The sequence below is a fragment of the Halorubrum ejinorense genome (assembly GCF_039522565.1).
In the GTDB taxonomy this organism is placed as follows: Archaea; Halobacteriota; Halobacteria; order Halobacteriales; family Haloferacaceae; genus Halorubrum; species Halorubrum ejinorense.
Map to the genome: position 1 here is coordinate 53,973 of NZ_BAAADQ010000012.1, position 23,545 is coordinate 77,517.

Below are 23,545 nucleotides of genomic sequence, written 5' to 3' on the forward strand. Positions count from 1 at the left end.
TCAAAGGGGTGAGAGAGCCGTGTGTTGAGGCAGGTAGAGCCCTCTCAGACGTGGTGGGGTTTCAATAGCTCTGCTTCTAAGTAGTAGATGTGATCGGTTCGATAGTCCCACAGAGCCTGTTTTTCCAGCAGAGCAGAGGGCTCAAACTGGGGCTGGTCACCACTGGGACGTGTACATTCTCGATTGGCAGGTTCGTGCTGTCACCACTGTTACCCACAATCATCGATTCGCTTGCCATTTCAGCCTTTGCGGCCGGAATCGGACTTACGATGATGTCCGGGATTACCGCCCTCGTTAGGTATCCCGGTGGTCGATTTTCCGACGACCTCAGTCGGAAGACGGTGATTGTCAGCGGCCTGCTCGTCTCGATGATCGGATTTGGTGTCCTCGCAGGGGTAGGGAACTACCCTACGTTCTTGCTGGGGGTCACCGCCGTCGGCGTCGGTGTTGGACTCTACTCGACGGCGGCGTTGGCCTGGCTCTCGGACCTATTCGGCGACCAACAGGGATTGGCGATGGGTGTCAACAACGGCTCGATATACTTGGCAGGGATCCTCGGGGCGGTACTCGCGAACGCAGTAATCACTACGACGGCATGGCGGTCGGCGTTTCTCCCCGTGATCGTGGCGTTGATCATTCTCGTCCCTGCGTTTCACTTCGGAAACAACGAGCCCTACCGGTTCGAACGACCGGATCTCGACATCCGTTCGACGTTCCTTCGGCTAATCCGGTCGGCTCACGTTCGCCGGATGCTCTTGATCGGGGCGTTGTTCGGAGTCGCATGGCAGGGGGTTATCACCTTTCTTCCGACCTTCCTCCAGAATAAAAAGGCCGTCTCCCCGACGCTCGCGAACAACCTGTTCGCACTCCTGTTCACCGTTGGTATCGGGGCGAACCTCCTGTCGGGGAGAGTCTCTGACCGCGTCAGTGTCCCGGGACTAATCGCCGGGGTCGCGACCACCACTGTCATAGGGCTGTGTATCGTCGTCTTCGCGGACGGTACCCCCGTTCTCGTGGGAGGAATCGTCGTCCTCGGGGCGGGACTTGCTGCGATCTGGCCCGCGCTACAGTCGTACATGATGAACTACTTCCCTCAAAAAAGCAAGGGCGGCGACTACGGGGCGTTCAGTGCGATTTACGGCGGAATCGCCGGTCTAGGTCCGAGCATTGTCGGGTTCTTGGTCGATACGTACAGCTTCACCGTCGCATTCCTCTGTCTCTCAGTCTGTCTCATCTTCAGCGCAGTACTTTCGCTGGCGCTCGCGTACGGACGCTGACGCCGGTGGGTCGAAGCGGTCGATAGGTATCGGTCGGAGGGCGTCAGCATGACGGTAGCCCATGCTCTGTCACAACACGCCGGCACTCTGAGCCCGCCGGAACCAATCACGGTACTCGGCGAGTCCCTCTTCGAGGGATAGTTTCGGTGTGAACCCCGTCTCACGGGACAGCCGCGTGGTTCTCAGATGCCCCCGACGGCTGGACGAGCTGACCGGGACGTTCGCCTCGAGTCGGCTGTCTACTCGCCGGGTCTTGATCCCTTCGAACAGATCAGCAATCCGGTCGACCACTTGACGCATCGGATACCCCTCCCCGGCGGTGAGGTTGTACACCGGTTCACCCAGCGAGTCAGCCGCCAGCAGGGTCTGAAGCCCCCGTGCGACGTCGCGACTATGCGTCCAGTCGCGTAGTCTGTCTGGATCGTTAATCCGGATATTTTCACCCTCGATGGCGGCGCGCATCGCGTTGTAGACCGAGGACATGTGTTGTCGGGAGCCGGTGGGTCGTTCCATATGACCGTACACCCACCCTAGCCGCGCCGTCACCGTCTCCAGCCCGTATCGGTCCTCATAGAGCCGGCACAGTTGCTCGCTGCCGTGTTTACTGATCGGGTACAGGCCGTCGAGGTCTAGGGAGTCGTACTCGTCTATCGCCTCCAGTTCGCTGTTGTTCCGGTATACCGCGCCCGAACTAATATAGACCACCCTATCGACGCCAGCGTCCCGCGCCGCATCAAGGACGTTCGCCGTGCCCAGTAGGTTCACGTCGAGAATAGTCCTTGCTTGGTCGCGCTCGGCCTCGGGAGTGGGCGTTATCGTGGCGGCATGGACGATACGATCGACATCGTATCGCTCGACCGCCTCTCGGAGGTCCTCAGGGTCCGAAACGTCGCCCTCAACCTCGTCGATTCGTTCCCTCGCGTCCTCAAAGTACCACTCACGTAAACGGTCGCTATCGCCCGCATCTCGGTCGAAACACACTGTCTCCCGACCGCCCTCGGCCATATGCCTGACGACGTTCGCTCCAACGAACCCAGCCCCTCCTGTGATTAGTACTGTCATAATTAGTTTACTTGTCCGGACTAATACGTTTAAAACCAAAGTACTTGCGGCGAACTCCCTGGCTCAGCTTTTTTGCCCGCGCCCCGCTGTGCTTGGTCCCCCCACTTGTGCCGCGGTCGGTTCCCGCACTGTGTCGGGCTCTGTCTCTACTTCTTTGCTCGAGTGAGGTGGTCCCGACACGTTCGCTGTCTTCTGTCTGTACCGAATAACTCTAATTGTTAATATGAGATCTCGATTGGATTCCATCCAATTACTACTTAATGTACGAATTGTTCATTATCTATCTGTCACTGAGCAGCACAAATTATATATATAATAGCTTCCATTTGTGCGGTATGTCATCAGACAGCACTCTTGAGAAACTAGGGCTGACTGCTGAAGACCTCAGTGGACCCAAAGTTGATCGGCGGACGACCATGAAGTTGCTTGCCACTTCCGGCGTTGGTATCACCAGCACTTTGGCAGGCTGTACAGGCGGGGGTGATGGTGGCGATGGCGGTGATGGTGGCGACGGCGGTGATGGCGGCGATGGGAGCACTACGAACGAAGATGGCGATGTCCAAACCGGCGGGACGTTACAAGCAGGTGCGATGCAAGGGGAGTGGGACAACGTCGAGCCCCTGCGTATCGCGGCCACTCAGGTTCAGCAGTGGATGCGGAACTACGCTCACGGGGCCGTCCGTGCGAACGAAAACCTCGAGGTGGTCCCAGAACTTGCTACCGACTGGACCGTGGAAGAGGACCCATTCAGTATTACGATCGACATCAGGGAGGGGATCCAATTCCACTCCGGGCGAGAAGTGCTGGCGGAGGACTTCGTCTTTGCCGCCGATAGAGCTCGTAACCTCGAAACTAGCAACATCGTCGGCGAGACATCGTTCCTCAAAGACCCGGTCGACGGTACCGGCGTTGAGGCCTTGGACGACTACCGGGTCCGGTACAACTACAAAGAGCCGTACGCACCGGGTCTTCTTGCCCTCACCTCAAGAGGTCGAGTCGGGACTCCCCTCGACCAGAATGCGCTTGAGGAGATGGGCGATGATCAGCACAACCTGACTCCGGTCGGGACAGGGCCGTTCGAGATTACCGAACACTCGCTGGGAGACACTCTCCGGTTCGAGGCGTTCGACGACTTCTACATGACTGATGATGACGGGAACCAACTACCGTACCTCGATGAAATCGTTGTCAACTTCATTCCCGAGACAGGGACGGGAATCAACGCCCTACGCGCCAATGAAATTCAGTTTATGGACAACGTCACACCGGGGCAGGCCGGACAACTGGAAGGGGCGAACGACATCCGCCTAGAGGTCAACCCATTCCTGCGGTATGAGGCACTGGTCATCAACCATGCTAAGGACTTCGCCTCGTCGGTGGAGGCACGCCGGGCGATTGCGAAAGTCATGGACAATGAGCAGTTTGTCGAACAGGCTCTCAACGGCTACGGCACGCCAAATCAAGGACCTATAACGCCCGTCCATGGATGGCTTTATCGTGATGAATTCGCCGAGCCGGGAGCTGAGCCGGGCGGACCTAAGAGAGATCCAACCCAGAACTTCGACCCCGAAGGTGCCATGGAAATCATAGAGGAAAACGACCTAGGGGGGATGGAATTCACGATTGAGGTAACAGATGGGAACGAGCGTACTGCTCGGATCACTAAATCGATTATTGAGGAGAACTCCAACGGCGAAATAACTGTCAATGTGGAACTAATCACCTACTCCCAGTTGGTTGACTACCTCGCCCCACCCCATGACTACGAGGCGACGTTCCTAGGCGGGGGAGGGTACGATCCCGACGGGATGATGTACAACTTCTGGAGGCTCCCTCCTGAGGAGGACTACCCCGAAATCGCCGACGAAGGGCTCTCAGGGCCCCAAGAAGAAGGATATGATGGCATCTGGAACGAAGAGCGGTTTACCAACCGGCGAGTCCACGAGCTGCTTGGCGAGCAGCGCACCGAACCTGACCGTGAGGAGCGCAAGGAGATGCTCTGGGAGATCGAAGACATCTGTATCCGCGAGGTCGCTCGGTGCTTCACTAGCGTTGACGATAGTATCCAAGGCATCAGAAATAGTGTAAAAGACTTTTCAATTCGCGTCGAGAATCAGGACTTCCACCAAGTCTGGATGGAGTAGTTGTCTCCCAACTCGTTCCGTCATCTGTGTAGTGGCCCACTCTCTCCTTCCAACAGGTATCGAGAGCCAAGCGCGGGTCTGAACGTACCGGGTATACAAGTACACTCACCTCAAGGTAATATTGTACCATACGATACAGCACAAGCTTCGAAAATTAATGGTATGGATAAATATTCGCGTTAGTGTGATAAGTGGATTTGGTGTTACAGGCAGTATGGGGCTCGCAGAGTATAGCTAATTTCTAGAGGGCATAGGGACTAATCAGGTCAAAGTAGATAATATTTGAGAGTTGGGAAATGTAATACCTCTTATGTAAACCGGTATTTTGAAGTACTCTAAATTCATTGTGATACCCAATCACACATATGAAAAGTAGAGAGTGTGCCCTTCAGAGATGAAGCGATACATAATCAAACGAGTTGTACACGCGGTTTTTGTGGTTTGGCTGGTAGCTACAGCCGTTTTCTTCGCGGTTCGGTTGGTCCCTGGGGGGCCGGCACGGGCAGTGTTCGGCCTTCAGAGCCGTCCGGAAGTGGTAGCGAGGTTCAAAGAGCAGTACGGTTTAAACGACCCGCTGTACGAGCAGTATTTCAATTGGATGTCGAACCTGATCGTGGGTGACCTCGGACCGAGCATGACCCAGAGTGCACAAGTGAGCGACTTGATCATGCAGACCGCACCTAGGACACTCTCAATTGCGATAGTGGGGCTCGTAGTGGGTATTTCCATCTCGATCCCGGCCGGGATTCTCAGCGCGACGCGCCGACGGACTATGGTCGATTACGTCGCCACAGTGGCCTCATTCGCAGGGATATCGCTGCCGGCCTTTTTTATTGGCATCCTGCTCGTCCTGGTGTTCGGTGTCTGGACAAATCTCCTACCAACATTCGGATATGTTCCGATATCTGAGGGGTTGTACCCTTGGTTTAGGGGTATCATTCTCCCCGGAATCGCTGTCGGAGGGCCGTACGCTGCGATAGTGATGCGGATGATGCGCGGGTCGTTGATCGACGAAATCAGAGAACCGTACATGCGCACTGCACGTGCCAAAGGACTGTCCAGTCGCATCCGGTTCTACAAGCATGCTCTACAAAACGCGATGATGCCAGTCGTTACGATCGCAGGGATTCAGGTAGCACTAATAGTGACCGGCAGTGTGACCGTTGAACTCGTATTCGGGATTAAGGGCCTGGGACGACTGCTCGTCAATTCAATGTTACAGGCGGACTACGCGACCGTTCAGGGGACAATCATCCTCGTTGCAATTACAATGGTAACAATCAATCTGATCGTCGATCTGACCTACGCGTACCTCGATCCACAGATCGGCTACGAGAGTGATGTTGCATGAGCGATGAAAACAGAACCGACGGGGGCCTCGGTGACGTTTACGGCGCTGGCGAGGTTCCACAAGAATATGAAACGGAAGAGAACGTCCCCGACCACGACTCGACGTTGGATCAGATCCTTCAGGGGATGGTTAATGATAAGCTCGCAACGGTAGGAACGATTACGGTTGGCCTTTTTATTTTCGTCGCAGTCTTGGCGCCGTACATCGCCCCACACGACCCGGGCACCACGTTCGATTTCTTAGTTGGACCGGGCGGCTCGTCCGAAGTAGTTGTTAACGGCGAGACCAAGCAAGTGTGGCATCCGCTTGGGACGGACGGGTTCGGCAAGGACCTGCTCAGCCGGATTATATACGGAGCGCGCATTTCCCTACTGGTGGCCGGTGCGACGGCTATATTTGCGTTTACGATCGGTACGACGCTCGGCGTGGTGGCTGGATACTACCGGGGCGTCGTGGACGATGTGCTGATGCGGTTTATCGACTTCCTCTGGGCGTTTCCGGCACTGATCCTCGCCATCGGAGTCTTGGCGTTCTTTGACGGGCTTGGAACGCTCAACGTAATTGTAGCTATCGGAATCGCGTACATTGATGACTTCACCCGCATCGCTCGTAGCGAGATTCTCAGCATCCGAGAAGAGGAGTACATAACAGCCTCAAGATCCGTTGGAATGAGTGATCTGCGGATTATGTTCAGCGAGATCCTGCCAAACGCGGTAGGTCCACTGCTCGTCCAGCTGACGCTAATGATACCACTAACGATCCTCGCAGAGGCCGGATTAACATTCTTGGGGATCGGCGTTTCGCCAACAACGCCGAGCTGGGGCCGCTCGCTTAACGAGGGGCAAGGGTACATTACGACCGCTTGGTGGATCAGTCTGTTCCCCGGATTGGCCATTATGATCACTGTGCTCGCATTCAATCTATTGGGCGATGGGCTCCGTGACAGCCTCAACGCTGGTGATGAGGTGAGCGAACGATGACGTTGCTTGAAGTTGAAAACCTACAAACCGAGTTTCAGACCGATCGAGGCACCGTCAGGGCAGTCAACGGCGTCGACCTATCGATAGATCGAGGCGAAATCGTGGGGCTCGTCGGCGAAAGTGGCAGCGGGAAGTCCGTCCTGGCTACCAGCATTTTACAGATGGTCGAAGGGAACGGTGAGATAGTGGAAGGAGATGTCCGGTTCGAAGGAACATCATTGCGTGACAAAACCGAGAAAGAGATGCAGAAAATCAGAGGCAACCGGATATCGATCGCCTTCCAAGACGCCGCTGGTGGGCTGAACCCGACCTTGACCGTCGGCGAACAGATCGCCGAGTCAATCCGCCTCCACCAAGACACCGGGGAGTCGACGCGGCTGTCGGCCGAAATCAAGCGCAAAATCCTCGGTGCTTCGAAGAACACAGAGTCCTGGCGGCGGGCCATCGAGATGCTAGAATCGGTTCAGATTCCGGCACCTGAAAGCAGGGCCGACGACTACCCCCACGAGTTCTCCGGGGGGATGCAACAGCGTGCCATGATCGCAATGGCGCTGTCCTGCGAGCCGGATATCTTGATCGCCGACGAGCCGACAACCGGGCTCGACGTAACGATACAGGCCCAGATATTGGAGGAACTCAAGTCGCTCCGCTCCGAGTTCGAGACTGCGATTCTGTTCATCACCCACGACTTAGGGGTAGTTTCCGAAACCTGTGACCGGGTTAACGTCATGTATGCCGGCGAGATCATCGAGAAAGCCCCCACGAGAGAACTGTTCGACAACCCGCAACACCCCTACACCCAGCAACTTCTCCGCAGCACACCGCGGCTTGACGACCCACAAGAAGAACTAACGGCTATCACCGGCAACGTCCCCGACCTAATCGACATTCCCTACGCATGTCACTTCGCTCCCCGGTGTGGGGAGTCAACAAAAGAGTGTTTTGAGATCGAGCCGAAAATGCGTGTGGTGGGCGAAAACGAGGATGCCAACCATATAGCTGCCTGTCACTACCGGGGAATCTCGGAGAGCGAGCGTCCAACGTCAACTCACGAGGCAGTGGTGGGTGAGGACCAATGAGTCGTTCTTTCACCACTTCCCGCGAGGGGGTTAGCGACCCGAGCCGAGAGACGATCCTAGAGATCCGGGGCCTGAAGAAGCACTTCGACTTGGGTGGAAGCTTCCTTGATAAGCTTCTCGGAGAGCGCGGGACAGTTCAGGCCGTCGATGGTGTCGACCTCAACATCTACGAAGGAGAGATCCTGGCCGTCGTCGGAGAGTCTGGTTGTGGTAAGAGTACGCTGGCCAAGACGATTCTGAATCTAGAGGAGCCGACATCGGGGTCAGTCAACTACCGGGGCGACGATATCACAGGGCTGGAAGAAAAAGAGATGCGTTCGTACCGGAAGGAGATGCAGATGATCTTCCAAGATCCTGGTGGGTCGCTCAACCCAAGAAAGACCATCGGAACCATCCTGACGACTCCGTTAAAGGTCCACGGAATCGGCGACAGCAAAGAGGAGCGCGAGGAGATTGCCAAGACCGCATTAGAGGACGCGGGGCTCGAAGCCTCCCACTTCAACCGGTATCCACGACAGTTCAGTGGCGGCCAACAGCAGCGGGTCGGTCTCGCGAGAGCGTTAGCCTTAGAACCGGACCTGCTGGTGGCCGACGAGCCGGTCTCGAAACTGGACGTTAGCGTCCAAGCACAGATACTCAACCGCCTCCTGGATCTTCAGTCAGAGTACAACCTCTCGATGATGTTCATCGCCCACGACCTCAGCGTCGTGCGCCACATTGCCGACCGGGTCGCAGTGATGTACCTCGGACAGGTGGTCGAGGTGGCGCCGGTTGAGGAGCTCTTCGAGAACCCACAGCACCCCTACACGCGGTCATTGCTCAGCGCGGTTCCTCGGGTTGACCCCAGAGCCGGGGACGACCGGATCACTTTGGAGGGGACCGTTCCAACTCCGATCGACCCGCCTTCAGGCTGCCGCTTTCATACCCGATGTCCGGCCGTGATCCCCCCGGAGTCGTGGACCCACGACCAGACGCTATTCAAGGCCGCCTTCACCTACCGGATCGCCCTCGGAAACGAGGAGGTTGAGGTCGGGTCGATCAGGGACCGGATCGAGGTCGGCGACAGGGAGGCCTCCGACGACGAGGTCGTCCAGTACATGCTGGAACACACCTACTCAGGGGAGTTGGATGCGACGCCGAGTGGAGTGCTCGGCACGCTCAAGTCGGCGACCGAACGGTACGTCGACGGCGAACGGGAGACAGCCACGGAAATGCTCCGTGAAGCGTTCTCGAGCCCCTGCGTTGACGAACACCCATCGATGGTCGAGGCCCTAGACGGCCACGTCGCCGCCTGTCACCGGGTGGACACGGAGGCACCGGGCGAACGTTACCCCGACGCCTGAGACTGGCCGACCGACCGCGGCTTGCCCCTCCCCCGAAATGGCTCCGACCGCCCCCGGCCAGTCTTCTTCGCAGTCGTCGTTTCCCGTTCACCGTCGTCATCGCTCCCCGACGTCTTCGATCCCCGGTAAGCCTCGATCCGGGCTCCCGGCTCTGAACTCCCCGAGAGCCGTCGTCGGTCATCCCCAGCGGAACAACAATTACGATCCGGTGGTGTCAGTACCGGAACGCCGCTCGAACACATGCGAACACGCATCACAGGCCGGTTGGTCGTTGGCTTCAACGCCGGCGGTCACGCATCGTTCGATGGGGAGGTCGTCTACGAGGACGGCAAGATCGACTACTATAGCATAGACTATGAGAGCCCGGTCGACCGCACCGCCGACGCGACAAACCACGTGGTGATCCTGGGTCTGGTCAACCTCCACTACATGGCCAACACCGACGTGGAGGTCTTGGGGGCCCGACGTGAACTCGCCGGTGTCTCCCAAATGCGAGGTGCTCTGGGAGAGCGAGGAAAGAAGTCCTAAACCAGCGACGAACCCGCGTCAGCGCTCGCCACGCGCTCGCGACGGCGCTGCGCTGTGGGTCGACCACCGTCGGCGCGATCACGACGGTGGCGACGAAACGCTTGGGACTGCCGGACTACGAACCGCCCGCGATCGCCGCCCCGATGGAGGAAGTGGGGCTCCGGGGGTGAGTCGCCCACGAGTACCACTCCCGCTCGCACCGCGACGTCGGGAAGATTACCGCCCACGTGGAACACAGGCGGGCAGAATTGGAGCGGGCGGTGGGCTTCGCCGAGACCGTCCGGGAGATCGGCTCCGACCGGGTCCGGCCCTACCTCTTCCCCTACACCCTCGACACTTGCTCGCCGGAGCTGTCTCAGCGGGCGAACGCCGAGGCCGACCGGCTGGGGATCCACCTCCGGATGGTGTTTGTCCGCCGTGGGATCGCGTTGGATCCGTTCTCCCGGTACCGCGTTGGGGTGAACATGGCCATCGGCACGGATACCTTCCCCCACGACCCGGTCTCAGTGCTCCGGTGGACGGCCTCTGCCGGCAAGACCGTCGAACAGCGTGCCGACATGGCGATCGGCCGGGAACTGTTCGACAATGCGACTCTGGGCGGCGCGCGAGCGTTTAACCGCTCGGACCTCGGCCATCTCGCCCCCGGCGCGAAGGCCGACGTCGTCTGTATCGACCTCTCGCAGCTCCACACCGCGCCGGTCTACGACCCGATCTGGGCGTTGATCCACTACGCGACGCCCACCGACATCGCCCAGGTCTTCATCGACAGCACCCACCTCGTCGAGGACGGATCGATCCGCGGGCTGGACGAACGGCGGGTTCTCGCGGAGGCCGGCGAGTCCATGAGAAACAGGGCCGGACGTTCGCCGACTGTAAGGGTGCCGACGGGCTCTCCGAGACCTTCCCCCTGAGCTACCCGGTCGACCCGAGTTCGAGCGAAAGGGGTAGTCGGCGTCGGGACGCCGGGATCTGATCCCCGGAATCTGCCGCCTTGGATCCGTGCGAATCCCCGGAGACCTTGTGGACCCCGCACCTTGGAGAACCCGGCGGCGACCCGTGGCTCCGGGTCCCCAGGACACCCTGGCGGCCTCCACGGGATGCCAAACTATAATTCGGCCTCGGTCGTTAGTAGGCCCGTTCATGACCACGCCGACAGTCGACCACACGGTTCCCGCGACCGACGAAAACCTCCACTCGAAGTGGGACGGCGGGATGGACCCGGTGCTAACGGTGAGTCCCGGTGAGACGGTTCAGTTCGAGTGTCGCGACGCCTGGGACGGCCTGATCGAAGCCGACATGGAACCGGCGGACGTCCCGAAAGCGCTGGAACAGCGCGAGGACGGGATGCCGATCACCGGTCCCGTCGCCGTCGAGGGGGCCGAGCCCGGCGACGCCCTCGTCATCGAAATCCTGAACGTCGAACACGACGACTGGGGCTGGACGGTGTTCCGGCCTCGGGAGGACGAGTTCGGCCTACTGTACGAGGAGTTCGAGGACTGGGGCCTACACTACTGGGAGCTCGACGACGGGGTGGGAAAATTCGTTGACGGGATCGAGGTACCCCTGGATCCGTTCCCGGGGACAATCGGTCTCGCGCCGCCCGAGGGCGAGATCCGGGGGATGGCGCCGCCCCACGACGCGGGCGGTAACATGGACACCAAGCACCTGACCGGCGGGACCACGCTGTACCTCCCCGTCGAGGCCCCCGGGGGACTGTTGAGCATCGGCGACGGCCACGCCGCCCAGGGCGACGGCGAGATCTGCGGCGGCGCGATCGAGACACCGATCACGGTCGACGTCCGCATCGACATCGATCGGGGCCGAGGGATTGAGCAACCCCAGTACCACATGCCGGGCGGTCCCTCGCACCTGTCGGACTCGCCCACCTACTCGACCATGGGAATCGACAGCGACCTCATGGAGGCCGCCCGGAAGGCCACCAGCAGCATGGTCGCCCACCTCGACGAACGGAGGGGACTGTCCCGACACGACGCCTACATCCTCACCTCCGTCGCCGCCGACCTGAAGATCAACGAGATCGTCGACAGGCCCAATTGGGCGGTGTCCTCCCACTTCCCTGAGGACGTCTTCCCGGAGTGATAACGGACGACAGGAACTCCCGATCGAGGGTGTCAGGTTTAGCAAAGAGAACGGGAAACTCGGTAGACGGCAGCGAGTGGGAGGCGTCGAAAGACCTCGGCGGCCGAACAGCAATCGAGGGTGTGCCCAAACGGTTGACGCCCTCGGATCGAATAGGTCCTTCGCGCAGGGTCGGCCGTCCGCCTGGGCTCGCTAGAGGTTCACCCAGCCGGACCCGCCGTCGATCACGATCGACTGGCCGTTGACGTTGCCGGCCTGTTCCGAACAGAGGTAGGCGACGGTGTCGCCGAGTTCCATCGGGTCGCCGACCCGTCCGATAGGGATGCTCTCGCCGCGGGCCTTCATACCCACCTCGTAGGAGTCGGACTCACCGCGCTCGACCGGGCGATCGACCATCGCCTCGATGTCGGCCTTCTCGGTCAGGTCGCCCTGCTGGGTGACGGCCGAGCCGGCCGCTACCTCCTTGATCTCAGCTCTGACCTCGGCGAGTCGGCCCCCGTCACGACCGTTGATCACCACGCCGACGCCCTCACGGGCCAGGGCGGTGGCTGAGGCCTCCCCGAGACCGCTGCTCGGTGCCGTCACCAGTGCCGAACCGCCATCGATTCCGAGGTCCATACATCCCACAGCCACACCCCATTACAAGTGCGTTTTCACTCCGGCGGCCCCGGCGGCCGATCCACCGGTCGACCGCGCCGCCCGCGATCTGTGCTGCCGGCCGGTGGCCGACAGGACTCCCGATCGGAACGGTAGCCGTCGGCCGGAACTCACGATCCGAAGATTGATTTGCTCCGGACGTGAGGCCGTGTTCATGGAACTCGTTAGCTTCGACGATGCGGAGACGTACGAGCCGGAAGACGGCTGGCGGCGCGTCTCGATGGCCGGCAGCGACGCGTTCACCTTCGAGTGGTTCGAGAAGCCGCCGAGCCACTCCTCGCCGATACACGACCACGAGAACGAGCAGGTCTGTCTCTGTCTGGAGGGGGAACTCACCCTCTACACCGAAGAGGAGGCGGTAACCCTAGAGCAGTACGACTCGGTCTGGCTGGAGTCCTGGGAACCCCACCGCGTCGCCAACGAGGGCGACGAACTCGCCGTCGGGCTCGACGTGTTCGCACCCGGTCGCGGCTTCGACTTCTGGACCGACCGGGACAACTGACGCCCGCGTCTCCCGGTGACCGTCTCGGGCCGTCCTCCCGACTCCCGCCGGTGTCAGGGGGCCGATAGTGTCCCGGAGCTCCGCCGACCCTGCTGCTTCCCTCGGGGCCGGTGGGGCTCAGGTCAGGAACTTGTCGTCGTCGGTCCCATCGACGGGGTCCTCTCCCTCCGCCGTGGGCTCCCCGAGGTACTCCCCGGAGTAGACCTCCGGGTACGTGAGAAAATCCTCGACCACGCGGTCGATCCTGTTCCCGAGGTCCTCGATGCGCTCGCTGGTCTGGTCGCCGACCTCGACGTCGCCAGACTCGTGGAGGTCGATCGGCACCCCGAGGTCGTACATGGTGTAGTCGGTCTGGTACACGTTGAACACCGACCCGAAGGTGATCTTCCGGTCGGCCTTCGACCTGGACAGCAGGAACCCGGCGCCGCTCTGGTAGGTGTCCTCGTAGGCCGCCCAGTCGGCGTCGTCGCCGACGGTCCGCATGTGCGCCCAGAACGGCGTCTCGCCGCGGGAGTACCGGTAGAAGGCCGTCAGGAAGTCGTAGATCTCGGTCCAATACTCGTCGACGGTGCCGTCGACGATCCGGCGCAGCCCCTCGTGCATCGTCCAGCTGTTGTCCGCGAGCTGTTTGACCACATCGTAGGCGATGTGAGCGTGGGTCGACAGCGAGGTGGCCTGGAGCGGCTCGACGAACGCGAAGGCGTCGCCCGCGACCAGACAGTTCCCGACCCATGCGCGGTCGAACCGGCCCGAGGTGAACGAGTACGAGGTAACCTCGGCCGACTCCGGGATATCGTGGCGCTCCCTGAAATCCCGTTCGGCGGTCTCGCGGTCGGCGTACTCGGAGGCGTAAACGTAGCCCAGATCCCGGGCCTCGGTCGTGTCTATCTGCCAGGTCCACCCGCTGTCCAGCGTCCTGATGACCGTCGCCGGGACAATATCCTCCAGGTCGATCGGCACCTGGGTGACCACCGCGGCGTCCAGCGGGAAGTCGTACTCCGAGAACTCGACAGGGAGCTCGGAGGCCAGCACCCGCCCGAACCCGGTTGCGTCGACGTACAGGTCTGCCTCGTATGTCCCCTTCTCACCCTCGATGTCCGTGATCCACTCTCCGTCGGTCCCGACCGATCGGATCCGGTCCTCGACAACCTCGACCCCGCGCTCTTCCAGCAGCTCCCGGAGGTAGCTGTCGAAGTCGTAGACGTTCAGGTGGTAGGCGACGTACGGGTAGGGCCGGTCGAAGTCGACCCCGCCGTGTTCCTCGACGAACGGGGTTTTTTGATCCGTCGTGGAGACCTGATTGATCGTCTCGAAGCTGTCGTTACGGTAGCGGTAGTGGACGTCCTCGAGGGGCCGGTCGGCCATGTCGAAAACGTCCTTCAGGTCGAAGGGGGTAAACAGCTCCTCGCCGGTCCAGTCCTCGAAGTACACGCTGTGTTTCCAGACCGGGGTGACCTCCCTGAAGAAGTTCTCGCGGTCGATCCCTAGGTGATCGTGGAGGATCGATGTGATGCTGGAGAACGTCGACTTCCCCACCTCCTTGGGCGGTTCCGCGGGGTCGTCGATCACACGAACGTTCAGCGACGGTTCCTCAGCCTGGAATATCAGCGCGGCGAGCTTCCCGGCGTCCCCGCCGCCGACCACGGTGACGTCCTCAACACTCGTTGGCCCGTGTTCTGTCATCAGTATACCTAGGAATTGGCGGTGATCTTGTTAAACCCTCGCCGTGAATCCGGGGAGCGATGGCAACAGTAATATCGCTCGGGGCTGTGGCCCCGAGTCAACGTTTGGGAGCGGGGAAGCCATCAGGAGTCCCCGAGCCGCTCGCGGACAGTCATTCCACTCCAGCGCGAGCGACCATCGCTCTTTCACCCCCCCCAAGGGATCGACTCCTGACAGACTGAAAAGGCGAATCGAGCTCTAGGAACCCGGGTGGTGTTGCTCACGGCGGCGTAGCCGCCGTTCGCACGGCCCGAGGGACCGGAGCCCGCGAGGAATTTCGACGCGTTCCGCTCCCGGAATCTGACGGTTCTCAGGCTTCCCCTGCCAAACCTGACACCCTGGTTCGCTCCCGCTCGGGAGATTTTTGTGGTCTGCTCCTCCGGATCCCGGATATGGAACTCGACGCGGTCCGGCTCGGTTCGACGGGCCTCCAGGTGGGCGAACTGGCGTTTGGGACGGCACGGTTTGGGAACGAACGCGAAGACGAGACGCTCGAAATCGACCGGTCGACGGCCTACAAGCTGCTCGACCGGTACACGGCCGCGGGCGGGAAATTCCTCGACATGGCCGACGTCTACGGCGGCGACGACGACGAGACCTACGTCGGCGACTAGCTCGACGGCTGGGATCGCGAGGAGTTCGTCCTGGCCTCGAAGCTGTACTGGCCGACCGACCCCGACGACCCCAACGCCCGCGGGCTCAACCGCAATCACCTCCGACGACAGCTCGACCGGATCCTCGACCGCCTGAGAGCCGACTACATGGACCAGCTGTACGTCCACCGGTGGGACAAGGACACCCCGGTCCGGGAGTTCCTGCGCACGCTAGACGCCTTCGTCGAAGCCGGTCACGCACACTACCTCTGGGCCTCAAACCGCCCCACAAACGCCTGGCAGGTCGCCCACGCCAACGGGATAGCCCGTCGCGAGGACTACGATCCCTTTTCGGTCACATAGATCGGTTTCAATTTCGTCGACCGACAGGTCGAACCGGAGGTCCTCCCGATGGTCAAGGAACTCGGGCTGGGCCTGATGCCGTTCTCGCCGCTGGCGGCCGGGTTCCTCGCTGGCAAGTACGAGCGTGGGGAGTCACCGCCGGCCGGATCGCGAGGGGCACACGAGGAACGGTTCCAGGACCGGTACCTCACTGCGGGGAACTCCGACACCCTGGAGACCGTCGAGGCCGTCACCGAGGACCTCGACTCCCCGCCGGTGGCGGTCTCGCTGGCCTGGCTACTCGCCCACCCGGCGGTGACCAGCCCGGTCGTAGGGCCACGGACCATCGCGCAACTGGAGGAAAACCTTGCCGCGGCCACGCTGAACCTCGACGTGGACACCTTCCATCGGCTGGACGGGGCGATGCCGGCGCCGTACTGAGCACGGTCCGCAAACCCCGGGACACCCGGAATGGAAGTCGCTGGGCCCCATTTTCCGGCCGTCGGTCGTCCGGATCGGGGACATCCGGCTGCCTTAGAGGTCGTACAGTTCGCCGTACTTTTCGCGGGCGTAGTCGACAAAGTACTCGGCGGTCAGCGGTTCGCCGGTGGCGCGCTCGATCAGCTCGTCTGTCCGGTAGCGTTGGCCGTGGCGGCGGATCCGCTCGGTCATCCAGTCGTGGATAGGTTCGAACTCCCCGGTCCGGATCAGGTCGTCGACGGCCAGGTCCTCGCGCATCTTGGCGTCAAGCTGGGCGGCCAAGACGCTCCCGATGGTGTAGGTGATGAAAGCGGGGATCTGTCCGGCCCAGTGGGGGTCCTGGAGCGGTCCCTGGGCGTCGTTCTCCGGTCGGATCCCGAGGTACTCGTCGGTCTTGTCGGCCCACATTTCTGGCACATCCTCGACACCGATTTCGCCCGCCACGAGGGCGCGTTCGACCTCGGTCCGGAGGATGATGTGCATATGATAGGTAAGCTCGTCCGCCTCGACCCGGATGTAGTTGTCGTCGTACACCTGGTTGACCGCCTCGTAAGCCTCCTGGGGGGAGACGTCGGCCAGTTGTGGGAAGTGCTCCCGGAGAGTGGGCATGAACAGCTCCCAGAAGGGCTCGCTCCTGCCGACGTGGTTCTCGAAGAACCGCGACTGGGACTCGTGGACGCCTAGCCCCCGCGGTTCGCCGATGGGGTCACCGTAGTGATCCTGCGGGAGGCCGTGGGTGTAGGCGGTGTGACCAAACTCGTGGAGCACGCCCTGGAGCGCGACCATCGGCGTCGCCTCGCTGAACCGGGTGGAGATCCGCACGTCGTACTGGGTGCCATACGAGAACGGGTGGGGCGCCTCGTCCAAGCGTGCCCGGTCCCAGTCGACGCCCAGGAGATCCAGCGTGTCCTCACACAGAGAGTGTTGGGCGTCGACGTCGTAGGGATCGTTCGCGGTGAAGGCATCCGTCGCCAGGTCGGCGTCGCTGTCGTGGATCTCGGCGATCAGCGGCACCAGTTCCTCTCGGAGCGTGTCGAAGATCTGGTCGACGGTCTCCAAGTCGACGTAGCGCTGGGCGTGATACCCCGAGCGCTTCGTCCAGAGCGTCTCGAAGGGGTCGTTGTCGGGGTCGACGTGGTCGGCCCACTCGGCCCAGGCATCGACGACCCGCTCCATCGTCGGGGCAAACGCCGACCAGTCCTTGGCCTCCTTGGCCCGCTTCCAGTCCTCATGGGCGCCCGAGGTCACCTCGGAGATACGGTCTTGGACCTCGCTGGGGACGCTGGTCTCGACGTCGTACTCCCGGCGGACCTCCCGGACGATCGCCACCTGGTCGCGGGTCAACTCGGCGTCTTCGAGGATCTTAAGCGCCCGCCCGAGGTCCTCGTCGGTCCGGTAGCGGTGCTGGGCCGCCGCGATTGACGAGCGCTGGCTCGCCCGGGCGGGCCCGCCGCCTTCGGGCATCATCACGTCCGAGTCCCACCGGAGCATAAAGTCCGCCTTCTCTAGGTCGAGGATCCGCTTGCTCTTTTCGAGGACCGTCTCGAAGGCCGCCTCCGTAGAGAGGTCATCCTCTTGACTGTTAGTCGCCATAGCCTCTCTTCCGGTCGGGCCGTTATAAATCCCGGTGGGATCCGGGGCTCAGGCCGATGGCTCCGGAGCGGCCGACCCCGCGACGACCCCACTGGCGGTACGTCGACGATCGGCGAATGTGCTTGGCTTACAGGGGCCTCGCAGCGAAACCGGAAAGAGTGAACTGCGGACGGAGTGGATCGTCGATCGGCGAGGCTCTACTCGATCGCGGCGATCACGTCAATCTCGACGTCGATGTCGGGACTTGCCATCTCAGCCTTGACCGCCGTCCGGGCGGGGTAGGGTTCGCTCATGAACTCCTCGTAAACCTCGTTCATCTCTCCGAAGGCGTCCATGTCGGTCATGAAGACGCCGGTTCGGACGACGTTGTACATCGAGGTGTCGGCTTCCTCCAAGATCGCCTCGACGTTCTCAAGGACTTGGCGGGTCTGAGGACCGACACCACCCTCCACGAGTTCGTTCGTCTCGGGGTCGATCGGGACGTTGCCAGAGACGTAGAGGGTGTCCCCGTGTCGGATCGCCTGGGAGAGGGGTGCGCTGCTTTCGAATGCTTCTCTGGTGCGGATCTGCTCAATCGGCATGCGACCAAATCGACGGTATCAGGGGTAATGAAACCCCGGTGCCGACCGCGGGCTCGGGGGACAGTGGAACGCCATATGGACCCCGGGGGCGAGAGACGGACGACCCTGAGACCACCCGTCACCTCGGGGCGGTCCGGGACCGAGGAGGAACAGATCGACCGGTGACCGTTGGGAGTCGACCGGGGGTCACTCCTCGTGGGTATTCATGCGGACGTCGGGGGCCAGGTCCACGGGATCGTTGACCTGGTTGCGAAAGCTCTCGACCTCTCCAGTCTCGAGTCGGTCGACGTTCGTCGCGAGGATGTCAGCCAGTCGATCCCAGTGTTTCGGCGTATGCCCGCCCATGTGGGGGGTGATGGTGACGTTGCTCATCCGCCAGAGAGGATGGTCCGGCGGGAGCGGTTCGGGGTCCGTGACGTCCATCGCGGCGCCGGCGATGTCCTCCTTCTGGATAGCCGTCAGCAGCGCGTCGGTGTCGACGATCCCGCCACGGCAGACGTTGACGAGATAGGCGCTGGGCGGGAGCGTATTCAACTCGGCTTTGCCGATCAACCCCCGGGTCGTGTCTGTCAGCGGGGTGGAGAGCACCAAGTAGTCGGTTCGCGAGAGCGCCTCGTGGAGGTCGCGCTCGTCGAATCCGAAGACCTCGTCGGTCGGACCACCCTTCTCGGGGGTGTAGCGCACACCGATGGTGTGGACGCCCATGCCCGACAGGCGGTCAACGAACTCGGTGCCGATAGCACCGAGCCCGATGACGGACACTGTCGAATCGGTGAACTCATCGGCTTTGTAGTGGCGCCACTCCCCGCCCCGCTTTCGCTCCCAGCCCTCGTGGATCCGCCGAGCGAAGGAGAGACAGTAGCCCAGTGCCTGCTCAGCGATCCCTGGGGCGTGGATACCCGCTGCGTTGGCGATGACGATCCCTCGGTCGGTCATCCGCCCGACCGGGAGGTGATTATAGCCAGAGGAAGCGACCACGAACATCCGGAGGTTCTCGGCGTGGTTGAGATGGGTCTCGCTCAGCGTGACGCCCGTGGCGACAGGGGCCTGTTCGATGAGGGTGCGTTCCTGATGGGGAGTCTTGGCGTGTACGACGTCGTGGTCTGGGAGTCGATCACGGATGCGGTCCGCATAGTCCGCCGTCGAGAGGCCCTCAGTGTTCTTCCGAAGCACGACCACGTCGGGGTTGTCGTCAGTCATGATTGATAGAGTTGTTCTGTTTCACTGATTTTACAGTGATTCTACATCCCTAATTAATACGATTTATTATAATAGCTTTGATTAGGTGGCACGTTTTTTAAAGAATCCGGGTATCAGCTGGACGACCCCCGTCACACCCGCCGGACGGGGGCGTTCGGTCGTGGTCGGCTGGGTGGAGGGTCTCAGTCGTCGAGGATCGCCACGGGCCTGATCGGCGACCCGGTCCCGTCGCGGATCTTCAGCGGGAACGCCGAGAATGTGAACCGCTGGCCGGTTACCTCCCAGAGGTTGGACATATTCTCGTAGATCACGATCTCCTCGCGGGAACACAGCGCGTGGATCGGGAAGTCGTAGTTCGGGTAGATGTTCGCGGGGTGGTCGACGCTGATTGAGTCGATCCCGATGGCCTTGGCGCCCTGGTCGACGAGAAATTCCCCGGCCGGCTGTTCCAAGCCCACGAACTTACTTGTGTAGCGGTGTTTCTTTTCCTTGTCGGTCGTAGAGTAGTTGTTCTTGCGGTTGCCGGTCTCCAGCAACACCGTATCGTCCTCACGTATTTCCAAGCCGGACTCCTCGAGCTGGCCGCGGATCGCCGCCACGGTGATCGGCTCGGGGTGGTCGACGCCAGAGAGGTCCAGACAAACTGCGTCCCCGTAGAACCACTCTAGGGGCATCTCGTCGATCGACAGCTCCGAGGTGGGGTCGAGGTGATCGATCGAATCCACGTGGGTTGGCCCGTGCTCGCTCATGATCAGCGTGCGGTTCATCGGCTGTTCCTCCTCATAGCCCTCGCGCTCGGCCCGGAGGTGCCGGGTGACGTACTCGGTCTCACTGTCTAAGCTCTTCTCCTCGAGTTCCTTTTTAACCTGGAACCCGCGTTCCTCATGAGTGAGCGTCGTGAAGATCCGGGTGTCGTCGGCCGACCCGGCGAGGGGCTGGTCCTCCTCGATGTAACCGGAGAGGTCTATCAGCTCTGACATCGTTTCCGTTTAGCCCCGTGCCGCACTTAGTTCTACGTCTCCGTCGATCCGCGGGGTCGGGTCACAAGGTCTGTTCTCACAGACTTCGACGGCCGGGTCGACCCCGACAGTCGAACGTATTTTACTCCCTCCGGTCGGGATCGGACCATGCGGATCACTGGAAGCGACTACCACGACCTCGCCTCGCCCGAACACCCCCGCCTGTCGCCGACCGGCGAGTCCGTCGCGTTCGTTCGCAAGCGCCCCGTCGACGACGAGTCATACGAGTCGACCGTCTTCGTGGGGCCGGCCGATGGGAGTGAGCCACCGACCCGGTTTACGATCGCCGGGGACCTGGACTCGGCCCCGGAGTGGAGCCCGAGCGGCGACCGTATCGCCTTCGTCAGCGACCGGAACGACAAGGTCCCCCAGCTCTGGGTCCTGCCGGTCGACGGTGGCGAGGCCCGGAAAGTCACCGAGGTTGTCGGCGGAGTGACCAATCCGACTTGGTCGCCCAACGGCGACCGGATCGCGTTCGTCCAGCGGGTCACCGCCGAGGAGCGCGAAGCGGGACACGACCGCGAGCGAAGGGTCGACTACGAGCGCGAGCAACCAGACCCGCGGGTAATAAACCGGCTGGTCTACCGCGCCCACGGCGAGTACTTCGACGGCGTGCGGAGCCACGTCTACACCGTCGACCTGGCTGAGGACGCTGTCAAGCGGGTCACTGAGGGTGAGTACGACTTCGAACACCCCGAGTGGGGCGACCCCGAGACCCTGTACTACTCGGTCCGGCGCACCGGCGTCCCGGACGACACCCTAGTGCACGACATCGTGGCTCACGACCTGCCCGCCCACGCGGAGACCACCGTCGTCCAGACGACGGGGTGGCTCCCGGCGTTTTCCGCGACGACCGACGGGCGGGTCGCCTACCGGTACAGCCGGAACGAGGAGCCCGGGTCGGCGATGTACTCGACGCAAATCAAGGTCCACGACCAGGAGACTGGGGAGACCGTCACGCCCACGGCCGGGTTCGAGCGACGGGTCTACCGCGGGGCGAAACCGCAGTGGGGACCCGAGGGTGACCTCTACTTCCTAGCCCCTGACGAGGGGGCCGTGAAACTCGCCCGGGTCGCCCCAGAGGAGGCGGCCACAGTCGAGATTGTGCTGGGCGGGGACGACCGCCACGTCGACGCCCTCGACGTGACCGACCGGGGCGCCGCGTTCGTCCAAAGCGAGTGGAATCACCCCGGCGACGTGTTCGTGACCGACTTCTCCGGCGCGCCGACCCGCGTCAGCCGGCTCAACGAGGCCTACCTCGACGACCACAAGATCGCCCGGCCCGAACCGGTGAGCTTCCGGGCCGAGGACGGCCCCGAGATCGAAGGGTGGGTGCTGACGCCACCCGACTTTGACCCCGGGGAAACGTATCCGATGGTCGTCGAGATCCACGGCGGCCCGACGATCATGTGGACCACCAGCGGGACGATGTGGCACGAGTTCCAGACGCTGGCGGCTGCCGGCTACGTCGTCTTCTGGTGTAACCCGCGCGGGTCGACGGGGTACGGCGAGGAGTTCGCCACCGCGATCGGTGAGGACTGGGGCGCCCTGGACTTCGTCGACGTCATGGCCGGCGTCAACGAGGTCGCCGCGCGGGACTACGTCGATGAGGACCGCCTGTTCGTCACCGGGGGGTCCTACGGCGGGTTCATGACTGCCTGGACGGTCGGCCACACTGACCGGTTCCGGGCCGCGGTCGCCCAGCGGGGCGTCTACGACCAAGTCGCCCAGTTCGGCGCCACCGACTGCTATCATTCGAACGAGTGGCAACTCGGCATGCCGTGGGAGGACCCCGAGGGCTACTGGGAAGCCTCGCCGATCGCCTACGCCGACGATGTCAACACCCCGACGCTGATCATGCACAGCGAGAACGACTTCCGGGTCCCGGTCCACAATGCGGACGTCTTCTACCGCTTCTTGAAGAAAACCGGCGTCGAGACCGAGTTCGTCCGCTACCCGCGGGAGACCCACGAGCTCTCTCGGGCGGGAGAGCCGGGCCACGTCGTCGACCGCTTCGAGCGGATCCTCGCGTGGTTCGGCGACCACGGCGGGGTCCCGACGGGCGAGGACAGGGATCCGGATGGGTAGGGGGCCGACGACGACCATAGAAATCGCCGAGCCAGCGGACCGGCGACCCACCTGCGACGGGCCGTGATCCCCGGTCTCGTCGACACCGACGAGGTCTCGTTCGACAGCCACTTAAAAACGTTTGACGGCCGCCTCCGTCTCGGCGACGGCGGCCAGCACCGGGAACGACACGGCGCAGTCCCGGTAGAGGCAGGCGACGTACTCCAGATGGTCGTACTCGGAGCCCATCCACTCGTGGAGCAACTCCTGTCGGTCGACAGCGAGTCGGCGACACGCCCCCCACAGTTCGCCCAGCCGCTCGTAGTGGCCGAACGACCCGTCCGCGGGGGTGTCTGGGGGACGCCTCGTACTCGGCGAGTTTCTCGCAGATCGCCGCCAGTTCGGAGCGGTACGAGCGGAGGCCGCACTCCTCTCGGTCGCCCCTCCGGATCGTCTGCCGCCGATTCTCAAAAACGCCTCGGACGGCCCGCCGGAGCAGGGTCCGCAGGTTCGGCGTCGGGTCAGCGGAGCCGTAGATCGCCGCGGCGAGTTCCGGGGCCAGGTCCGCGGCCATCTGCGTCGTGGGCTCGGCCTCGTGCTCGTCGGCGGTTGGCGCCTGCCGCACCGTCTCCTCGAAGAGGGTCCGGGTCCCTACGTCGACGCCGAGGGACCGGGTGTCCGGAGCGGGACCCTCGTCGTGGCCCCCGCTAGCGGGCTGGATCGCGGCGGCCCCGGCTTCGGGAGTCTCGGAGAGCCGGCGAGCGAAAGCGGCCAAGGCCTCGATCTCCTCTGTCGTCACGTCGCGTTCGGCGGCGATCGCTTCGACGGCGTCCGCTAGCAACGGCTCTCCCCGGCATTCGGTCATACGTCGGGACCACCTACAACGAAGACGGAGCTGAATCTTGGGACTGTCTCACAACCTCTG

At 62.2% G+C, this 23,545-nt stretch carries 18 protein-coding genes and 2 pseudogenes; 12 read left to right on the forward strand and 8 right to left on the reverse strand.

Annotated features, from left to right (window positions below; translation table 11 throughout):
* Window positions 1–89: 89 nt before the first annotated feature.
* Window positions 90–1,277 (forward strand): MFS transporter, encoded by a 1,188-nt coding sequence (locus ABDZ89_RS10560; protein WP_343778884.1) that lies wholly within the window; start codon window positions 90–92, stop codon window positions 1,275–1,277.
* Window positions 1,278–1,346: 69 nt separating this feature from the next.
* Here ABDZ89_RS10560 and ABDZ89_RS10565 read toward each other — a convergent pair whose 3' ends face one another.
* Complete coding sequence (locus ABDZ89_RS10565; RefSeq protein ID WP_343778886.1) at window positions 1,347–2,339, reverse strand: NAD-dependent epimerase/dehydratase family protein; 993 nt, start codon at window positions 2,337–2,339, stop codon at window positions 1,347–1,349.
* A 335-nt stretch (window positions 2,340–2,674) separates the two neighbouring features.
* Here ABDZ89_RS10565 and ABDZ89_RS10570 point away from each other — a divergent pair, with 335 nt between their 5' ends.
* The 8 genes from ABDZ89_RS10570 (at window position 2,675) to ABDZ89_RS10605 (ending at window position 11,864) form a co-directional block, all read left to right on the forward strand.
* Window positions 2,675–4,483 carry an ABC transporter substrate-binding protein gene (locus ABDZ89_RS10570; protein WP_343778888.1) on the forward strand — a complete coding sequence of 603 codons (1,809 nt, stop codon included), beginning with the start codon at window positions 2,675–2,677 and terminating at the stop codon, window positions 4,481–4,483.
* Window positions 4,484–4,877: 394 nt separating this feature from the next.
* Window positions 4,878–5,834: an ABC transporter permease gene (locus ABDZ89_RS10575; RefSeq protein ID WP_343778890.1), complete on the forward strand. Its 957-nt coding sequence runs from the start codon at window positions 4,878–4,880 to the stop codon at window positions 5,832–5,834.
* Window positions 5,831–6,814 (forward strand): ABC transporter permease, encoded by a 984-nt coding sequence (locus tag ABDZ89_RS10580; RefSeq protein ID WP_343778891.1) that lies wholly within the window; start codon window positions 5,831–5,833, stop codon window positions 6,812–6,814. Before ABDZ89_RS10575 ends, ABDZ89_RS10580 begins: the two co-directional genes overlap by 4 nt.
* Window positions 6,811–7,893 (forward strand): ABC transporter ATP-binding protein, encoded by a 1,083-nt coding sequence (locus tag ABDZ89_RS10585; protein ID WP_343778892.1) that lies wholly within the window; start codon window positions 6,811–6,813, stop codon window positions 7,891–7,893. Before ABDZ89_RS10580 ends, ABDZ89_RS10585 begins: the two co-directional genes overlap by 4 nt.
* Window positions 7,890–9,236 (forward strand): ABC transporter ATP-binding protein, encoded by a 1,347-nt coding sequence (locus ABDZ89_RS10590; protein WP_343778893.1) that lies wholly within the window; start codon window positions 7,890–7,892, stop codon window positions 9,234–9,236. The genes ABDZ89_RS10585 and ABDZ89_RS10590 overlap by 4 nt, the downstream gene beginning before the upstream one ends.
* Before the next feature lie 240 nt (window positions 9,237–9,476).
* Window positions 9,477–9,764 (forward strand): hypothetical protein, encoded by a 288-nt coding sequence (locus ABDZ89_RS10595; protein ID WP_343778894.1) that lies wholly within the window; start codon window positions 9,477–9,479, stop codon window positions 9,762–9,764.
* Window positions 9,765–10,024: 260 nt separating this feature from the next.
* Window positions 10,025–10,675, forward strand: a complete 651-nt coding sequence (locus tag ABDZ89_RS10600; protein WP_343778895.1) for an amidohydrolase family protein — start codon at window positions 10,025–10,027, stop codon at window positions 10,673–10,675.
* A 229-nt stretch (window positions 10,676–10,904) separates the two neighbouring features.
* Window positions 10,905–11,864, forward strand: a complete 960-nt coding sequence (locus ABDZ89_RS10605) for an acetamidase/formamidase family protein (RefSeq protein ID WP_343778897.1) — start codon at window positions 10,905–10,907, stop codon at window positions 11,862–11,864.
* Window positions 11,865–12,056: 192 nt separating this feature from the next.
* Here the strand turns inward: ABDZ89_RS10605 and ABDZ89_RS10610 are convergent, their stop codons facing one another.
* Entirely contained in the window at window positions 12,057–12,482 is a 426-nt protein-coding gene (locus ABDZ89_RS10610) for an SDR family oxidoreductase (RefSeq protein WP_343778899.1), read from the reverse strand.
* A gap of 193 nt (window positions 12,483–12,675) precedes the next feature.
* On the opposite strand from ABDZ89_RS10610, the gene ABDZ89_RS10615 reads away from it, so the two are divergent.
* Window positions 12,676–13,023, forward strand: coding sequence for a cupin domain-containing protein (locus ABDZ89_RS10615; protein ID WP_343778900.1), 348 nt, complete (start codon window positions 12,676–12,678; stop codon window positions 13,021–13,023).
* A gap of 117 nt (window positions 13,024–13,140) precedes the next feature.
* On the opposite strand, the gene ABDZ89_RS10620 is transcribed toward ABDZ89_RS10615, so the two are convergent.
* Window positions 13,141–14,706, reverse strand: a complete 1,566-nt coding sequence (locus ABDZ89_RS10620) for a tryptophan 7-halogenase (protein WP_343778901.1) — start codon at window positions 14,704–14,706, stop codon at window positions 13,141–13,143.
* A 431-nt stretch (window positions 14,707–15,137) separates the two neighbouring features.
* Between ABDZ89_RS10620 and ABDZ89_RS10625 the strand changes: the two are divergent.
* Window positions 15,138–16,121, forward strand: a pseudogene (locus tag ABDZ89_RS10625) (aldo/keto reductase).
* 93 nt (window positions 16,122–16,214) lie between these two features.
* Here the strand turns inward: ABDZ89_RS10625 and ABDZ89_RS10630 are convergent.
* The 4 genes from ABDZ89_RS10630 to ABDZ89_RS10645 form a co-directional block, all read right to left on the reverse strand.
* The gene (locus ABDZ89_RS10630; RefSeq protein WP_343778902.1) at window positions 16,215–17,753 is read right to left on the reverse strand and encodes a carboxypeptidase M32; all 1,539 of its coding nucleotides are present in this window, start codon (window positions 17,751–17,753) and stop codon (window positions 16,215–16,217) included.
* Window positions 17,754–17,950: 197 nt separating this feature from the next.
* The gene (locus ABDZ89_RS10635; RefSeq protein ID WP_343778904.1) at window positions 17,951–18,334 is read right to left on the reverse strand and encodes a RidA family protein; all 384 of its coding nucleotides are present in this window, start codon (window positions 18,332–18,334) and stop codon (window positions 17,951–17,953) included.
* A gap of 186 nt (window positions 18,335–18,520) precedes the next feature.
* A complete protein-coding gene (locus tag ABDZ89_RS10640; RefSeq protein WP_343778906.1) occupies window positions 18,521–19,534 on the reverse strand; it encodes a D-2-hydroxyacid dehydrogenase in 1,014 nt (337 codons plus the stop codon).
* 182 nt (window positions 19,535–19,716) lie between these two features.
* Window positions 19,717–20,514: a cyclase family protein gene (locus tag ABDZ89_RS10645; protein ID WP_343778907.1), complete on the reverse strand. Its 798-nt coding sequence runs from the start codon at window positions 20,512–20,514 to the stop codon at window positions 19,717–19,719.
* Between the two features lie 147 nt (window positions 20,515–20,661).
* Between ABDZ89_RS10645 and ABDZ89_RS10650 the strand changes: the two genes are divergently transcribed.
* Window positions 20,662–22,641 (forward strand): S9 family peptidase, encoded by a 1,980-nt coding sequence (locus tag ABDZ89_RS10650; RefSeq protein WP_343778909.1) that lies wholly within the window; start codon window positions 20,662–20,664, stop codon window positions 22,639–22,641.
* Between the two features lie 111 nt (window positions 22,642–22,752).
* On the opposite strand, the pseudogene ABDZ89_RS17130 reads toward ABDZ89_RS10650, so the two are convergent.
* A pseudogene (locus ABDZ89_RS17130) lies at window positions 22,753–23,485 on the reverse strand (DUF7260 family protein).
* Window positions 23,486–23,545: the final 60 nt, after the last annotated feature.

Coding starts and splice junctions, on each gene's coding strand:
- ABDZ89_RS10595 (WP_343778894.1), top strand. CDS start 9,477: ATGCGAACACGCATCACAGGCCGGTTGGTCGTTGGCTTCAACGCCGGC.
- ABDZ89_RS10630 (WP_343778902.1), bottom strand. CDS start 17,753: ATGGCGACTAACAGTCAAGAGGATGACCTCTCTACGGAGGCGGCCTTC.
- ABDZ89_RS10640 (WP_343778906.1), bottom strand. CDS start 19,534: ATGACTGACGACAACCCCGACGTGGTCGTGCTTCGGAAGAACACTGAG.
- ABDZ89_RS10620 (WP_343778901.1), bottom strand. CDS start 14,706: ATGACAGAACACGGGCCAACGAGTGTTGAGGACGTCACCGTGGTCGGC.
- ABDZ89_RS10650 (WP_343778909.1), top strand. CDS start 20,662: ATGCGGATCACTGGAAGCGACTACCACGACCTCGCCTCGCCCGAACAC.
- ABDZ89_RS10610 (WP_343778899.1), bottom strand. CDS start 12,482: ATGGACCTCGGAATCGATGGCGGTTCGGCACTGGTGACGGCACCGAGC.
- ABDZ89_RS10580 (WP_343778891.1), top strand. CDS start 5,831: ATGAGCGATGAAAACAGAACCGACGGGGGCCTCGGTGACGTTTACGGC.
- ABDZ89_RS10635 (WP_343778904.1), bottom strand. CDS start 18,334: ATGCCGATTGAGCAGATCCGCACCAGAGAAGCATTCGAAAGCAGCGCA.
- ABDZ89_RS10645 (WP_343778907.1), bottom strand. CDS start 20,514: ATGTCAGAGCTGATAGACCTCTCCGGTTACATCGAGGAGGACCAGCCC.
- ABDZ89_RS10575 (WP_343778890.1), top strand. CDS start 4,878: ATGAAGCGATACATAATCAAACGAGTTGTACACGCGGTTTTTGTGGTT.
- ABDZ89_RS10605 (WP_343778897.1), top strand. CDS start 10,905: ATGACCACGCCGACAGTCGACCACACGGTTCCCGCGACCGACGAAAAC.
- ABDZ89_RS10570 (WP_343778888.1), top strand. CDS start 2,675: ATGTCATCAGACAGCACTCTTGAGAAACTAGGGCTGACTGCTGAAGAC.
- ABDZ89_RS10565 (WP_343778886.1), bottom strand. CDS start 2,339: ATGACAGTACTAATCACAGGAGGGGCTGGGTTCGTTGGAGCGAACGTC.
- ABDZ89_RS10590 (WP_343778893.1), top strand. CDS start 7,890: ATGAGTCGTTCTTTCACCACTTCCCGCGAGGGGGTTAGCGACCCGAGC.
- ABDZ89_RS10615 (WP_343778900.1), top strand. CDS start 12,676: ATGGAACTCGTTAGCTTCGACGATGCGGAGACGTACGAGCCGGAAGAC.
- ABDZ89_RS10585 (WP_343778892.1), top strand. CDS start 6,811: ATGACGTTGCTTGAAGTTGAAAACCTACAAACCGAGTTTCAGACCGAT.